This window comes from Devosia psychrophila (assembly GCF_000971275.1).
GTDB classification, from domain to species: Bacteria; Pseudomonadota; Alphaproteobacteria; order Rhizobiales; family Devosiaceae; genus Devosia; species Devosia psychrophila.
In genome coordinates this window covers 1-15227 of record NZ_LAPV01000127.1, presented here as the reverse complement: position 1 = coordinate 15227, position 15227 = coordinate 1, and the positions used below count along the sequence as shown (strand labels likewise).

13 protein-coding genes and 4 pseudogenes are annotated in these 15227 nt (G+C 62.5%); 11 read left to right on the top strand and 6 right to left on the bottom strand.

Going from position 1 to position 15227, the window contains the following annotated elements; translation table 11 throughout:
- Positions 1–51: 51 nt before the first annotated feature.
- Entirely contained in the window at positions 52–1137 is a 1086-nt protein-coding gene (locus tag WH91_RS11955) for a Gfo/Idh/MocA family protein (protein ID WP_046171262.1), read from the bottom strand.
- Positions 1138–1252: 115 nt separating this feature from the next.
- On the opposite strand from WH91_RS11955, the gene WH91_RS11950 reads away from it, so the two are divergent.
- The 9 genes from WH91_RS11950 (at position 1253) to WH91_RS11910 (ending at position 10407) form a co-directional block, all read left to right on the top strand.
- Complete coding sequence (locus tag WH91_RS11950) at positions 1253–2158, top strand: MurR/RpiR family transcriptional regulator (protein WP_143078229.1); 906 nt, start codon at positions 1253–1255, stop codon at positions 2156–2158.
- Positions 2159–2209: 51 nt separating this feature from the next.
- Entirely contained in the window at positions 2210–2932 is a 723-nt protein-coding gene (locus WH91_RS11945) for an SDR family NAD(P)-dependent oxidoreductase (protein WP_046171260.1), read from the top strand.
- A 48-nt stretch (positions 2933–2980) separates the two neighbouring features.
- A complete protein-coding gene (locus tag WH91_RS11940) occupies positions 2981–4141 on the top strand; it encodes a Gfo/Idh/MocA family protein (RefSeq protein ID WP_046171240.1) in 1161 nt (386 codons plus the stop codon).
- Positions 4138–5052: a sugar phosphate isomerase/epimerase family protein gene (locus WH91_RS11935; protein ID WP_046171239.1), complete on the top strand. Its 915-nt coding sequence runs from the start codon at positions 4138–4140 to the stop codon at positions 5050–5052. The genes WH91_RS11940 and WH91_RS11935 overlap by 4 nt, the downstream gene beginning before the upstream one ends.
- A 46-nt stretch (positions 5053–5098) precedes the next feature.
- Entirely contained in the window at positions 5099–6124 is a 1026-nt protein-coding gene (locus WH91_RS11930; RefSeq protein ID WP_046171238.1) for an ABC transporter substrate-binding protein, read from the top strand.
- Positions 6125–6191: 67 nt separating this feature from the next.
- Positions 6192–7715 (top strand): sugar ABC transporter ATP-binding protein, encoded by a 1524-nt coding sequence (locus WH91_RS11925; RefSeq protein WP_046171237.1) that lies wholly within the window; start codon positions 6192–6194, stop codon positions 7713–7715.
- On the top strand, positions 7712–8635 hold the full coding sequence (locus WH91_RS11920) for an ABC transporter permease (protein WP_046171236.1): 924 nt from the start codon (positions 7712–7714) through the stop codon (positions 8633–8635). Before WH91_RS11925 ends, WH91_RS11920 begins: the two co-directional genes overlap by 4 nt.
- A complete protein-coding gene (locus WH91_RS11915) occupies positions 8635–9612 on the top strand; it encodes an ABC transporter permease (RefSeq protein ID WP_046171235.1) in 978 nt (325 codons plus the stop codon). Before WH91_RS11920 ends, WH91_RS11915 begins: the two co-directional genes overlap by 1 nt.
- Positions 9613–9627: 15 nt before the next feature.
- A complete protein-coding gene (locus tag WH91_RS11910; RefSeq protein ID WP_046171234.1) occupies positions 9628–10407 on the top strand; it encodes an SDR family oxidoreductase in 780 nt (259 codons plus the stop codon).
- 55 nt (positions 10408–10462) lie between these two features.
- On the opposite strand, the gene WH91_RS25805 is transcribed toward WH91_RS11910, so the two are convergent.
- Together WH91_RS25805 and WH91_RS23460 are read right to left on the bottom strand one after the other, a co-directional pair.
- Positions 10463–10594 carry a hypothetical protein gene (locus tag WH91_RS25805; RefSeq protein WP_280140248.1) on the bottom strand — a complete coding sequence of 44 codons (132 nt, stop codon included), beginning with the start codon at positions 10592–10594 and terminating at the stop codon, positions 10463–10465.
- A 37-nt stretch (positions 10595–10631) separates the two neighbouring features.
- A pseudogene (locus tag WH91_RS23460) lies at positions 10632–12179 on the bottom strand (ISL3 family transposase).
- 450 nt (positions 12180–12629) lie between these two features.
- Between WH91_RS23460 and WH91_RS11900 the strand changes: the two are divergent.
- Entirely contained in the window at positions 12630–13073 is a 444-nt protein-coding gene (locus WH91_RS11900) for a CHRD domain-containing protein (protein ID WP_244542450.1), read from the top strand.
- 338 nt (positions 13074–13411) lie between these two features.
- Here WH91_RS11900 and WH91_RS25390 read toward each other — a convergent pair.
- Both WH91_RS25390 and WH91_RS11895 read right to left on the bottom strand, forming a co-directional pair.
- Positions 13412–13510: pseudogene (locus tag WH91_RS25390) on the bottom strand (methyltransferase); the annotation flags it as partial.
- Entirely contained in the window at positions 13511–13825 is a 315-nt protein-coding gene (locus WH91_RS11895; RefSeq protein WP_052952795.1) for an Lrp/AsnC family transcriptional regulator, read from the bottom strand.
- 11 nt (positions 13826–13836) lie between these two features.
- On the opposite strand from WH91_RS11895, the pseudogene WH91_RS23455 reads away from it, so the two are divergent.
- A pseudogene (locus WH91_RS23455) lies at positions 13837–14148 on the top strand (transposase); the annotation flags it as partial.
- A 34-nt stretch (positions 14149–14182) separates the two neighbouring features.
- Here the strand turns inward: WH91_RS23455 and WH91_RS11885 are convergent.
- A pseudogene (locus WH91_RS11885) lies at positions 14183–15100 on the bottom strand (IS30 family transposase); the annotation flags it as partial.
- Positions 15101–15227: the final 127 nt, after the last annotated feature.

Below are 15227 nucleotides of genomic sequence, written 5' to 3'. Positions count from 1 at the left end.
GCAAGCTCTTCAAAGCTTGTCGAATACCTTCCCAACACGCGCGCTGTTGTCTCAAGCCAATTCGACGACCCGTCGCTCGTGGATCGACTGCTCGGCTGCGAGCACGATTTCGAGGCTGCTGACGGCCGCTTGCATGGCGTCGTTCAGGTCGAGGTCTTCGCGGATGGCCTTGAGGAAGAATGCCTGCTCGCGATCGCAGAGGTCTTGGTGAGTGGGTTCATCTTCGGTGGAGATGAACTCGTCCGGTCTGGTGAAGTTCTTGTCCGGGCCGACTTCGGCGTGGTGATAGCGCAGCATGTCCGTTTTGGTGTGGCGATCGATATCGGCGGAGTCGGTAACTTGGCTCAGCTTGTCCTTGCCCTCCGAAGATGTTGGGACCATCGAGACTGAGCCATTGGGGCCGATCACATCCTTCACGAAATAGGCGGTCTCGCTCATCATCGGGCCCCAGCCCGCCTCGTACCAGCCGATCGAGCCGTCATCAAAGGTGACGTGCAAATGACCATAGTTCTGCTTTTCTGCAGCGTTCCACAGCTTGGCGCCAATGCCGTGCACGCGGACCGGCCTGGCGCCGGTCATCTGGCACATGACGTCGACATAGTGCACACCGCAATCGACGATCGGGATCAGCGAATCCATCAGGTTCTTGTGGCCAGTCCAGGCGGGACCATTGCTTTGCTGGTTCAGGTTCATCCGCATCACCAGCGGCTTGCCCAGCGTTTTGCTCAGTTCGATGAACTTTATCCAGCTCGGATGCACGCGCAGGATGTAGCCGAGCACCAGCTTGCGGTTGGTCCGGCGGGCGGTAGCGACGACCTTATTCGCGTCGGCGATGTTTGTGGCAATGGGCTTTTCCATAAACACATGGGCGCCGGCTTCCATTGCCCTGATGGCGTACTCGGCATGGGTATTGGGCCAGGAATTGATCGAGACAGCGTCAGGCCTGGTTGTGGCGAGCGCGGCGCCGAAGTCCTCGAATAGCGGCAAGCCCTGAAGTTGATCGGGAATGGTCGCGGATTTGATCGAGCGGCTCATCAGGCCGACGATTTCGAAACCGGGATTGTTTGCGTATGAGATGGCGTGCGAGCGCCCCATGTTGCCGAGCCCTACGACGAGGATTTTGACTGGCGCGATCATTTCGACTCTCCCGATTTCGTGGCACGAGACCACGGCGCCACCGGAGAGGGCAAGGTGGTAGTTGCTGATGGGGCTGAGCCCGTGCAAGCATTGAGGCTCGCCAATCGAGGCGGAATTGACCAAAGCAGTGACCATGACCAGCAGCCCGATCAAGGACTATGAAGGCCTCTGCGCGGTGCTGGCCGCGCGGCAAGGGGCGCTGAGCAAACGTCTGCAACAGGTGGCACGGTTCTTTCTGAACCATCCCGAGGAGGTGGCGATCAGTACGCTGGTGACTTTGGCCAATCATGCGCTAGTGCCGCCGGCGACGATCACGCGGTTTGCTAAGGAACTGGGTTTCGCCGGCTTCGCCGAATTGCAGGCGGTGTTCCGCGAGCGGCTCGTGGGTCCGCGGCTGCCCTATGCCGAACGTGTCACCAGATTGCGCACGGGTGAAATCGGCGATGCCGACCTGCAGGATTCGGGACGGGTGTTCGAGGGCTTCCTGCAGGCCGCGGTCAATTCGCTGGTGCGTATCGAAGAGAGCCTCGATCGGGCGGAACTTGCGGCTTTCGTCAATGCTCTGGTAGAGTGCGAGGTGGTGCATGTGGCGGCAGCGCGCGGGGCGTTCAGCATCGGTGCCTATTCGGTCTATGGGTTGGCCAGTATCGGCAAGCGGGCGCATCTGGTGGACAATCTGGGCGCCATGCGGGCCGAACAGATCGGCGCCATGGGGCCCAACGATGTACTGCTGGCGGTGACTTTCGACGATTATACGCCTGAGACAGTGGAGGCAGCGCGGCTGGCAGCGGAGCGGGGACATACCGTGCTGGCGATCACTGACAACGAGCTCAGCCCGGTGGTCGGGCTCGCCAAGCACGTCCTCTACGTAACCGAGGCGCGGCTCGGGCATTTTCGCTCGCAGGTGCCTGCACTTGTGGTGTGCCAAGCCATCATCGTCAGCCTGGGACGGCGGCTGGGCGAACAGGCGGCTCCGGCCAAAATGAAAATAAATAACCAAAAAATGAAAAACGAAAAATAGATTGCAAGTCTCGACGACCTCGGCGATGGTATGGCCGAGGGAGAGTTCGACATGCGGGCCAGTTTCGATTTCGCCGGGGCGTCCGTGCTGGTTGTCGGCGCAAGCCGGGCCGGGATTGGTGCGTCTATCGCCCGGGCTTTCCAAGCGGCCGGTGCTAGCGTGATCATCACCGGTGTGGAGGACCAGCCTGCCGAGGGAGATCGTGGCCGCTTCCGGTACGAGAAGCTCGATGTCACCGATACGGCTGCGGTTCGCGCGCTGGGTGGTACGATCGAAAAGCTCGACGTGCTAGTCAACTGCGCCGCTATCACGGCACGAGGCGAGGAGATGGAGCCGAGCTTTTTCGAAAAAGTGGTCAACGTCAACCTGCACGGCACGTTCCGCACCGCCGAGGCTTTTCACCCCCATCTCAAGGCCAGCGGCGGCAGGCTGATCAATATTGCCTCGATGTATGCCCGCTTCGGCAGCCCGCGCAATCCGGCCTATGGCGCCAGTAAGGCGGCGGTGGAGCAACTCACCAAGTCGCTGGCCATCGCCTGGGCGCCCGATGGGGTGCGCGTCAACGCGGTGGCGCCGGGCTTTATCGTCACCGAACAATCGGCCCGCAGCCGGACTGACCCGGTGCATGTCGCCAATGTCAGCGCGCGCACGCCGCTCGGCCGCTGGGGGCAGCCGGACGACATTGCGGGGGTGGTGCTGTTTCTGGCCTCCGATGCTTCGGCTTTCATCACCGGCGCTTGCTTGCCGGTGGATGGGGGATATTCGGTCGTTTAACGTGTTGGGCGCGCAAGAGGAATCGCGCCTGACCAGGGGAGGAGCGACATGACTGGGTTTCACGATGTGGGCGTTGCCGTCATCGGCACGGGCTTCATCGGCACGGTGCACCTGTGGGCGCTGCGCAGGCTCGGCGTTCGCGTTACCGGCATGCTGGGGTCCAGCGCCGGGCGCGGCGCTGAGCGGGCGGCAGCTCTGGGTGTCCATCACGCCTATAATTCGCTTGAACAATTACTGGCCGACCCGGCGGTGGATGTGGTGCATGTCACCTCGCCCAACCACGCCCATTTTGCCCAGGTCAAAGCTATCCTGACGGCGGGCAAGCATGTGATCTGCGAGAAGCCGCTGGCGATGAACTCGGCGGAATCGGCTGAGATGGTGGCACTGGCAGAGGCCAGCGGGCTGGTCGCTGCGGTTTGCTACAACACGCGGTTCTACCCGCTCAGCCAGCAAGCATGCGGCATGGTTGCCGCAGGCAAGCTTGGAGAGGTCCGGCTGATTTCCGGTCATTATCATCAGGATTGGCTGGCCAAGCCGAGTGACTGGAACTGGCGGCTGGAGACCGAGGAGGGTGGCACGCTGCGCTCGGTCGCCGATATCGGCACGCATTGGGTTGACCTCACCAGTTTCATCGGCGGGCTCAAACCGGTGGCGGTTTTGGCGGAACTGGCGACGTTCATTCCGGAGCGGCAGCGGCCGCTGGGGCCGGTCGAGACATTTGCCAAGACCGGCGACCGAGCGAGTGAGACGCGACGGATCGAAACCGACGATGCGGGGCTGATGCTGCTGCGCTTTGCCAATGGGGCGCGCGGGTCGGTGACGACCAGCCAGGTCAGCCATGGGCGCAAGAATGCGATGAGCTGGGAGGTTTCGGGATCCCAGGGGTCGGCATCCTGGCATTCAGAACATCCCGATCATCTGTGGCTGGGGCACCGCGACGAGCCCAACCAGATCTTGCAGCGCGATCCGGGGCTGATGAATGGGCTCGGCGCGGCGGCGGCCAGTTTGCCGGGCGGTCATGTCGAGGGTTTTGCCGATACGTTTTTCGCCCTGTTCCGAGCAGTCTATTCCGACGTGCTTGCCGGGGGGCGCTCGGCGGGGTCAAACTATGCCAGCTTCGAAGACGGGCACTATGAGATGCTGTTCTGCGATGCGGTGATCACAAGCGCCAAGGAAAGTCGCTGGGTAGAGGTGGAGGGACAGGAATGAAGCTCGGGATTCTGACGGCGCCATTTGCCGATACCGACCTGCTGGACGTTGCCGACTGGGCAGCCGGGAGCGGCTTCTCGGCGCTGGAAGTTGCCTGCTGGCCAGCGGCTGGTGGCGAGACACGGCGTTACGCGGGGACGTCGCATATCAATGTCGATGGACTATCGACGGGCGAGGCGGGCGAAATCGTTTCGGCGCTGACGGGCAAGGATATCTCGATATCGGGTCTGGGCTATTACCCCAATCCGCTGCATGCCGATGCGGGGCATCGGGAGCAGGTTATTGGTCATCTCAAGAAGGTCATCAGCGCGGCGAGCCTGCTCGGGGTGCCGGTGGTCAATTCCTTCATGGGCGGCGACCGCACGCTGAACGTCGAAGAGAACTGGGCGCGGGCCAAGGACATCTTCGCGCCTGTCGTCGCCCATGCGCGCGATGCCGGGGTGACGCTGGCCTTCGAGAATTGCCCGATGCTGTTCAGCCATGACGAATGGCCGGGTGGGCACAACATTGCCTATTCGCCAAAAATCTGGCGACGCATCTTCGACACCTGGAACGAGGGTGTCGGCATGAATTACGATCCGTCGCATCTGGTGTGGCAGATGATAGACCAGCCGCGCTTCATCCGCGAATTCGGCCCCAAGATGGTGCATGTCCACGCCAAGGACGTGATGATCGACCGTGACGGGCTGTACGAAAACGGCATCATGTCGGTCGGTATTGGCTGGCAGGTGCCGCGCATGCCGGGTCTCGGCGATATTGACTGGGCCCGGTTCTTCTCCGGCCTCTACCGGGCCGGCTATGACGGTCCGGTCATCATCGAACATGAGGACCGCGATTTCGAGGGGAGTGACGACAAGCTCAAGCGCGGCTTTGTGTTGGCCCGCGATGTGCTCAATCCATACGTGAAGTGACTGAAATAATATGCAAACATGCAATCAGTTCAAAGGGAGGACTAACATGAACAAACTGCTCCTGACCGCCAGTGCGGTCTCCATTCTCGTCGGGCTCAGCGGTGCTGCCGCGGCCCAAGACTACACCATCGGCGTTTCCAACACCGTGCAGGGCAACGGCTGGCGCGAGGAAATGATCTGCGCCATCAAGGCACAGGCCCTGAAATCGGGCGAAGTGGCTTCGCTCAACATCGCGCATCGCAACACCGATGCTGCCGGCCAGCTCGAAGACATCCGCAACCTGATCCAGGCCGGTGTCGATGCCATCGTGGTCAATCCGGCCAATCCTGAGGGCATCAATGCCGCGATCAAGGAAGCCACTGACGCCGGTATCGTCGTGGTCGCCGTCGACCAGGCCGTGACCGAGCCTTCGGCCTATGTCGTGTCCAACAACCAGGAAGAATACGGTTATCTCGGCGCGAAATGGCTGTTTGAGCAGATCGGCGGCGAAGGCAGTGTCGTCTATATGCGCGGCGCCGCCGGTGCCTCGGCCGACAATGACCGCGACAAGGGTTTCAAGCGCGCACTGGCCGAATATCCCGGCGTCAAGGTGGCGCAGGAAGTGTTCACCGGCTGGCAGCAGGACCAGGGCAAGCAGCAGATCCTCGACTATCTGGCCACCGGCGTGGCGTTTGACGGCGTGTGGACCTCGGGTATCGACAACGTCATCGTCGATGCCTTCGTCGAATCGGGTGCCCCGCTGGTACCGATCGTGGGTGCCGACAATGCCGGCTTCGTCGGCCAGCTCGGCAGTGTCGAAGGTCTGGTTGGTGCAGCCGTGACCAATCCCGGTTCGATCGGTGCCGCCGGCGTGACCGTTGCTCTCAACATCCTCAAGGGTGAGAAGCCGGCGGAGCAGACCGTGCTGGTGACCCCGGCGCTGTGGGACAATGTGAGCGAGGAAGGCAAGGCCAGCATCGCGGCCGCGCAGAACCCGAACCTCGATCCCGAATGGCCGGTGAGCGTCTCGATTGCCGACTACACCACCTATAGCACCGACGAAATCATCGCCTGCAAAGGCCCGGGCGAGTGATTTGACCTTGGGTCTCCGGCTGCGGCTGGAGACCCGCTTCGACCAATCAGAGTAAGGTGTCGTCGGCATGACGGAAGCAGCGGCTGGGCGTGTCGTATTGGACGCGCGTGGCGTGGCAAAGCGGTTTGGCGCGGTCGCGGCGCTCAAGGATGCATCGCTCACGGTGAAAGCGGGCGAAATCGTCGCGCTGATGGGCGCCAACGGCGCCGGCAAATCGACCTTCGTTAAAATCCTGACCGGGGCCCTGCGCCCCGATAGCGGACATATTCACATCGACGGACAGGAGAGCCGGTTTACGTCTCCGGCCCAGGCGCGCCGTGCTGGCATCATGCCGGTATACCAGGAGCCTTCGCTGATTCCCGACCTCGACGTGGGCGACAACCTGCGTCTTGTCGATGCGCCGATCGAGCCGTTCCGGCACTGGGTCGATGCGCTTGGCATCACCAACCTGCGGCTCGACGACACCATCTCGCAACTGCCGCTGGCGACTTTGCGCATCCTCGATTTGGCCTTGACGCTGGCCAAGGAGCCCAAGGTGCTGATGCTCGACGAAATGACAGCGGCGCTGCCCACCGATCTCGTGGAGCGCGTGCTGACGGTCATTCGCGGCCAAGCCGATGCCGGCCGCACGGTGATCTATATTTCGCATCGCTTCGCCGAAATTGCCCGTGTCTGCGACCGCGCTTCTGTGCTGCGCGACGGGGTGACGGTGGGCGATTTCGTCATCGAGCCGGGTATCGAGGAAAAGATTGTCGAGCTGATGCTGGGCGGCGTACCGACGCGGGCAGAGGTGACTGGCGCGCACATCCGGGCCGTCTCGAGTGCCGAGACGCCGCGGCTGCGGGTCAGCCAGCTTGCCGCCGGCTCGAGACTTGCCGATGTGTCGTTCGAGCTGCGCAAAGGCGAGGTGCTGGGCGTGGTGGCGCTGGAAGGGCAGGGGCAGGACGAGTTGTTCGATGTGCTGGCCGGTTTCCGCCGCGCGCAGGGCGGGACCATCGAGGTCGATGGCAAGGCTGCGAGCTTTGGCCACCCCGCGGACGCCATCGCCAAGGGGTTGACGCTGGTGCCGGGCGATCGCAAGGATGCGCTGCTGATGCTGCGCTCGGTGCGCGAGAATATTGCGCTGCCGCTGCTGGCGCGCCCTTCGAAATGGGGCGCCATTCCGATGCGCGAAGAGGCGGCCCGTGTCACTGGCGCGGTGGAGCGGCTGCAGATCGACATGCGGGCGCAGGCCGAGGTACGTCGGCTGTCGGGTGGCAACCAGCAGAAGGTGACCATCGGGCGCTGGGTGGCGGCGGGGGTGGAAACGCTGCTGCTGTTCGACCCGACACGCGGCATCGACGTGCGCACCAAGCACCAGATCTATCCGCTGCTGCGCGAGCTGGCGGCGCAGGGGGCGTCGATTTTGTTCTACACCTCGGAGCTGGGCGAGATCCCCCTGGCCTGCGACCGCGCCATCGTCATTTTCGGCGGTAGGATCGTCGATGTCATCGACGCCGAGGCGGCCACAGAACAGAACCTGATGCGCGCGGCCTATGGATTGACCGAGAAAGAACGGGCGGCGTCCAGCAGTGCGGAGGCGCGGCCATGACGCGCGTTCTTGCCCGCTATGGCTGGTCGCTCGGTCTGCTCGCCATTCTGGCCATCCTGCTGGTAGCGACGCGGCTGATCCAGCCCAATTTCGGGGCGTCCGGCCTCGATTCGCTGGCGCGAGCCGCCCTGCCGTTTGCTTTCGCTACGGTGGGCATGGGCATCGTGGTGATTGCCGGGGGCATCGATCTTTCCATTGCCTCGATCATGGCGGTAGCGGGGGTGGTCGCAGCGCTCCTGATGCATCAGATGGGCGATGCCAATGCCGGGTGGGTCGTGCTGATCGTGCTCACCCGGGTGCCTGACATTGTCGTCACCCTCGCCATGCTGTTCGTATGGGAGGGCGTGGCGCTGCTTATCCTCAATGCGCCAGGTGGCGCGGCGGCGCCATGGCTGCGCGAACTGGTGGTGGGGGCGGTGACCATTCCGGGCCTGCCGCCGGAGCTGACGTCGTGGTTGCCGCGCGCGCTCGTAGTGCTCATCGCCTTCGTGGTGATCTTCTGGCTGCCGCTGCGGCGGTCCAAGCTGGGGCTGTCGATCTATGCCATCGGCAGCGACCAGCATGCGGCCTTCCGCTCGGGGGTGCCGATCGGGCTGACGCGTGTCGCGGCCTATGGCTTTGCCGGCCTGTTCGCGGCTTTGGGCGGGCTCTCGATCACGCTCAGCACCGGTATCGGCGAGCCGATCGCCGGCCCCTATCTGATGGCCAGCGTAGCGGCGGTGGTGCTGGGCGGGGTGGCGCTGACCGGCGGCAAGGGTGGCTTGCTCGGACCGATCATCGCGGTGTTCATCCTGCGCACGCTGCGGCTCGACCTGACGCTGCTGTCGGTCGATCCGAACGTCACCACCATCATCGAGGGGACCATCATGGTTGCCGTGGTGATGGCCGGCGGCCTGCTGGCAATGAGAGGACGACGCTGATGGCCGCAACCGTGGAGACGATTTCGCCCCTGAGCCGCGTTGGCCGGATTGTTCGCGAGAACCCGGTCATTCCGCTGGTGCTGCTGCTGTTCGCGCTGATTGCGCTGCTCAACGTTTTGCAGCCGGGCATTTTCAACGAGCGCTGGGTGGGCAACACGATCCGCTTTGCGATGCCGCTGGCCATGCTGGCGGCCTGCCAGACACTGACCATGCTGACCGGTGGTATCGACCTGTCGGCCGGAGTTGCCGCCACGGTGAGCGCCTTCGTGGTGGCGACGCTGACACCGCTGGTCGGCGGGCCGATGGCCATCATGCTGGCGCTGGGAGCGGCAGTGCTGATCGGGCTGGTCAACGGCTTTGGCGTCGGCATCTGCCGCGTCCATCCGCTGATCATGACATTGGGCACGGGTCTCATCGCCACCGGGTGCCTGCAGGTCTACCAGCGCTATGTCATCAATACCGGCTCGGAAATTCCGTGGTTCTTCGAGTTCCTCGGCACCGGCCGCACCCTGGGCATGCCCAATGGGCTCTACCTCTTCGTGCCGTTTGCCATCCTGATCATCTGGGGCCTGCGCCGCACCGGCTTCGGCCGGCTACTCTATGCGATAGGCGCCAACGAGAATGCCACCCGCCTTTCCGGCGTGCGCTCGTGGCAGGTGCTGATGGCGCTCTATACGCTGTCGGGGCTGATCGCCGGGATTACCGGGCTGCTCTATGTCGGCATCATCCGGGCGCCGTCGCTGTCGCTGGCCAATTCGCTGATGCTGCCGTCGGTCGCTGCCGCGGTGATCGGGGGCACGTCGATCTTTGGCGGGCGCGGCACCTATTCGGGCACCATTGTCGGCGCGCTGATCCTGACGGTGCTCGGGACGCTGCTGACGCTGCTGCAGATTCCAGAGGGGGCGCGGCGCCTTCTGTTCGGCGCTATTATCCTCGCCGTGACCGCGCTCTATGTGCGGATCACCGACCAGAGCTGAGTTGCGGAGAGAGCAATGACGACCCCCTTCGGACAAAGCCTCCTGGGCAAGGCCGTGCTGATCACCGGCGGCTTCCAGGGCCTCGGCCTTGAAATCGCGCGGCATGCGAAGGCCAACGGCGCCAGCCGGATCGTGCTGGCGGGCCGCGATAAGGGCAAGGCCGAGCGGGCGCGGGCGGAGATTGCCGGCGCCGAGCTGGTGTTCGGCGAATTGAGCGATCCGAAGGTGCCGGCGCGGCTGATGGCAGAGGCGCTGGCGGGTGGGCCGCTCGACGGGCTGGTCAACGCGGCGGGGATTACCGATCGCGCCAGTTTTCTCGATGGCACGCCGGCGCTGTGGGACAAGCTGTTTGCGGTCAATGCAAGGGCGCCGTTCCTGCTGATGAGCGGGCTGATCACGCATCTGCGGGCGCGCGGGGCGCCGGGATCGATCGTCAACATCCAGTCGATGAACGCGCATTGCGGCGCGGCGGACCTAGCGATCTATTCGGCGAGCAAGGGCGCGCTACAGACGCTGACGCGCAATGCGGCCAATGCGCATGTGGCCGACCGTATCCGGGTCAACGGCATCAATATGGGATGGGCTGCCACCGAGGGCGAGCAGCAGATGCAGGCGCGCACGCTTGGCAAGGGCGAGAGCTGGGCCGAGACGGCGGGCGCGGTGCGACCGCTGGGCCGGTTGCTGGAGGCGAGCGAAGTGGCGCGGCTGGCGATCTATCTGCTGTCGGATCTATCGGGGCTTCAGACCGGCACGTCCACTGACCTCGAACAATGGGTGGTCGGCGCGCCACCCTGAACGAAAACGGGCGGTGGATTGATCCGCCGCCGGTCATTCATCTTGGTCGAAGCCGTTACCAGGCGTCGCCCTTGAGTTCGGTGAGGTCAGCCTCGAGACCTTCGAGATTTTCGGCGGCGGTGCCGTTGCCCGACAGAGTGCTGTGGACGGCGCTCCAGAACAGCGAGGAGTGTAAATTCGCGAGCAACAGGGGCTCTGACGCATATTCTCTGCTGTTTGAGAGGTCACGCTGCGCCGATCAATCGTGCTTGCAGCAGGTCAATCTTTCCACGCCCGTACATTTGGCGTTTCACCAGTTTGAGCTTTGTGATCTGGCCTTCGGTCTGCCCGTTGGACCACGGCGATAGGATTGCCGCCCGGACCGCCTCTTGGTCTTTTGTGACGCCGTTCCCGAAAGAAGCCACGAGGCTTTGAGAAGCGCGCTCAAGCCGCGACATCAACTTTACGTCCTTCTTGCGGATCATGGCGTGGAAGTATGATTTCACGCGCATCGACGAGAGATGGAACGCCCTGTTCGATGGCAGCGATTGTGACGGTTTCCGATTTGGTGAGGTGGTCGCGTCCAATCGTCATCAGTCGCGCGATCGTGCGTGCGGATGGGACACGCGCCAAGCTGCTCGCGTCAGTCTTTTCGGCACGACGACGGCGTGTCGCCCATTCGGATACGACCCTCAAGCTGCCGCGGTAACTTCGCTCTCTCATGGCGCGCCATAGAGCTGAAGCATTCCGCTTGCCGGCATCCCATTGGGCGTCGAGCCAGGGAAACTCAGCCTCCAACGAGCTTTGGCGAGGCCGGAAGACGTCATTTCGTTCGCCGCGAACGATCCGGCGAACGGTTTGGCGAGAGTGACCGGTGCGCTTCACGATTTGCTTGATCGGCATCCCCTCCTTCCAAAGCGTCAGGACCGCAGTGTTCGCCTCTTCCCGATATAGATATCCCTCATATTGGAGGCGCTCGGCGGCGCTGAGGAGATCAGGATTGACGACGGCGGTGCCGATCACGGAGCGGATCTGGCGCATGGATTTACGCACGGCGTCGAGGAAGGCGCGGCTTGCGTTCTCCATGAGATGCCACCGATCTGCGACCTGGGTTGCCTGGGGCAACGCCTTTCTGACGGCTTCACCATAACCACCGCCGCGATCACGGGGACGATGCTGATCGACGGATGATGTCGTAGCCAAGCTTCCGAGGTTGCCGACTCTCGGTCAGGAAGCAGTATAACCGTCCGGCGGCGCTCCAGGTCGCACACAATCGTCCCGTAACGATGATTGCGCCGCCAGGCGAAGTCGTCGATACCGATCACGCCGAGCGTTTCCAAGGGCGTTGCAGCGCGCCGTCGGACCACGCGAAGCAAGGTGTCGTTGCTGACCGGCACCATCAAACGCTCGGCGAAGCTGGCGCCGGGGCGGCCACCCAGCGCTAAACCGAGGTGATGAACGATATGGTCGAGCCGCTCAGTTCGGCGCGCTCGCTGCGCCAGTACGCCGTCCGCAAAGCGTTCCGCGAAGATCTGCCGACCACACAGAACGGCGTCGCACCAGAAGCGCCGTACGAGGATCAGCAAATCTACACCGCGCCCACCGAGCGGCAGGTCGGCCGCGCGACGCAAATACCGACTCTGAACCCGACGGGACAGCACGCCACAAGCTGGACATGCACAATAAGGTGCACCAGATCGAACACGGACGCTGACGCGTTCGGCCGACACCATGGTGTCCTCCACAACGAAGCCGCTCGGCACAAGGCTGGCAGGTCGAAATTTCTGATCCATCGCGCTGATTCCCTCCGGAAAACAGAGCCAGAGCACCAGCTATCTGCAGCAGAACTCAGTCAGAGCCACTATTGGAAACGAAAAGGGGGTCGCAGTTGCGAGCGATTTCACAGACTTGGTGCTTCTGGCTCTTCCGCCAGTTACGTACCGCATCTGAGGTGGCATGGGTTTGGGGCAAGCGATCCTGATCCTTATCGGCAAGTACAATTCAGCTCCATCGCTAGCAGCACGTCGTTCTTTAATCCAAGGCACCTACCTCACAACGCAGCCGGCTGGCACGCCTCAGATGCCTAAAACGCAAAATGACTTATTGGCGACACGAGCGAACCGGGTGACGCCAAGCATTTGTCAGCAGAAACGAGCATTTGTCACCAGAAAATGGAACGGCCTACCGGTTCCTCCATTGACTTGCTGCAGGGCGAACTCATTCGCCAGTATGAGGAGGAAATCGTGAAACTGTTTTCTTACGCTAAAGTCGTGGCTTCCGGCATTGCGCTGGTCCTTTCGAGCGCACCGGCATTTGCTGAAATGGTGACGTATAAGGCGGACTTGTCTGCCAGCGAGGAAGTGCCGCCGGCGGACTCAATGGCCACCGGCATGTCCGACATCTCCTATGACACCGACAGCAAGAAGCTGACTTGGTCGATAACTTATGAAGGGCTGACCGGCGATGCTACCGCGGCCCATTTCCACGGCCCGGCGGCGATCGGCGAAAATGCCAAGCCCGTCGTGCCGATCGAGCCCCCACTCGCCAGCCCGATCTCCGGTGAGGCGACGTTGAATGACGCACAGGCGGCGGATCTCGAAGCCGGAAAGTGGTACTTCAACGTGCACAGCGCCAAATTCCCGGATGGCGAGATCCGTGGTCAGGTCGTTAAATCGAGCGCAATGTAGTTTTCGAGCGGCGGCGTCCGGACAAGACGCCGCCGCTCCATTCATGACGGACTCTTCCGCAGTAAAAGCCCAACGAGGCCCGGCCAATCGGTGATAACGCGTCCGCCCTTGACCGCGCCGCCCAGCAGAAAGGCGGTACACGTCGTAATTTGCGTAAAATACTGCCGAATCCCGTGCTGTTCCTGGAGCACAATACCGGCTGGCAGGCGACCTAAGGCATCGCGGAACTCCTGCAGGTTGGCTGGAACCTTCTGGGCACCATTGTAGATCGGATCGCGGGCGGCTCGTTCAATCTCCGGGATGAACCCTTCATCGTTCTAGTGTCGTGCAGCAGCCAATCGACCCACCGCAGCGGCGAACGAGAAATGCGTGTTGTGGAGATCAAGCTCGACATCAAAGAAGTTCGCGAAGTTCAATGCTGCTTCCTCCGCCATCATCTATCCTTCCAAAGCGAAGTTTGTGATTGCTGCCTGCGGCGGTCGCTCGCTGTAGGTGGAAAGCACCATGTAGCAGCGCGTGCCCTTGACGCCGGGGATGGCATACAAGCGCGCAAGCAGAGCCTCGAGATCCGCGCTGGAGGCGCAGCGCACCTTGAGCAGCGTGGACGTATCACCCGCGACCGATTGTACCTCTTCAACTTCGGATAACTCGGCGAAGGTCATGAGTTCGTTGGTTTTGCACCACCCCAAACTGTCTACATGGATGAATGCCAGGACCGGTTTGCCAACAGCGGGTCCGTCAATCAGCGCCACTGTGCGACGCAGCGTCCCAGAAGCGCCGCTTCAAGCGCACCACCGACAGCGAGCATTCCTGGCCAGTGGCGCCGAACCTGCTCGACCAGGTGTTCGAGGCCCGGGGTCCCGATGAGAAGTGGGGGGTCGATATCTCCTACATCTGGACCAGGCAAGGCTGGCTGTATTTGTCGGTAGTGCTGGATCTGTTCTCTCGTCGCATCGTCGGCTGGACCACCAGCGACCGCCTGCACCGCGCCCTGGCTCTGTCGGCTCTCAGAAAGGCGCTCGTCATGCGCCAGCCGGCGGCCGGTCTGATCCATCATTGGGACAGCGGCAGCCAAGGCGGATTCAACCGGTCGTCGCAACACTGGGTTATTAGCCAGATTTTAGATACTCATTCAAGGCTTCGGTTGGTGTCTTCCAACTAAGCGTTTTCCGGGGCCTGTTGTTCAGCCTGTGCGCTACGGCTTGGATCTCTTGGTCGGTCCACCGCGACAGGTCAGTGCCCTTCGGGAAGTATTGCCGCAAAAAGCCGTTGGTGTTCTCGTTAGTGCCGCGCTGCCATGGACTGCGGGGAGCTGCGAAGAAGACCTTCACCCCGGACTCGCTCGTGAACCGGGCATGGTCGGATAGCTCCTTGCCACGGTCCCAGGTCAATGACCGCCACAGTCGGGAAGGCAGAGTCTTCACGGTATCTTGTAGAGCATTGGCCATGGTGACGGCTGCATAGCCCGCCAGCGCGGGGCCGTTCTTCGTGCGTTGAACCAGCCCGTAGCCTTTCTCGCGAGGCAGGTGGACGAGGCTGGTAAAGCGACTTGATCGCTCGACCAGGGTTCCGATCGCGGATCGGTTCAAGCCGATGATCAGGTCTCCCTCCCAATGCCCGGGCATCCCACGGTCTTCTACTTCTGCGGGGCGGTTGGAGATCATCATCTCCTCGCTGACGTGTGCCCATGCCTTGGCCCGAGCCCTGGCCCGCGGGATGCGCAACGCCCGGCCGCGGCGCAGGCAGCCGACCAACTCGCGTTCGAGAGCACCTCGGCCTCGAATGTAGAGGGCCTGGTAAATGGCTTCGTGTGAAATGCGCATGGATTGGTCCTCCGGGAAATCGAGCTGCAGCCGGTTGGCAATCTGTTCGGGCGACCAGCCATTGACCCATTTATGGTCACCGCGATGCGGCTTGTTGCGCCCCTTGAACGGTGCCTGCCGAGGGCCTGCAATATCACAACCGTCAGGGGCCTGGATCTTGCCCGCCAAGCGGTCTTGGACGTAGTGGTGCAGCCGTGGGTTAGTTGAACCGCGCCGGGAATTCCGGAGGCTGTTTGGTATAAGTTATGCGGCCATGGCCGTTTGTTCCAGTGCCGCGTAGAAGTTTGCCTCAGCTTCCGCTGGCGGGATATTGCCGATAGGTTCGAGGAGG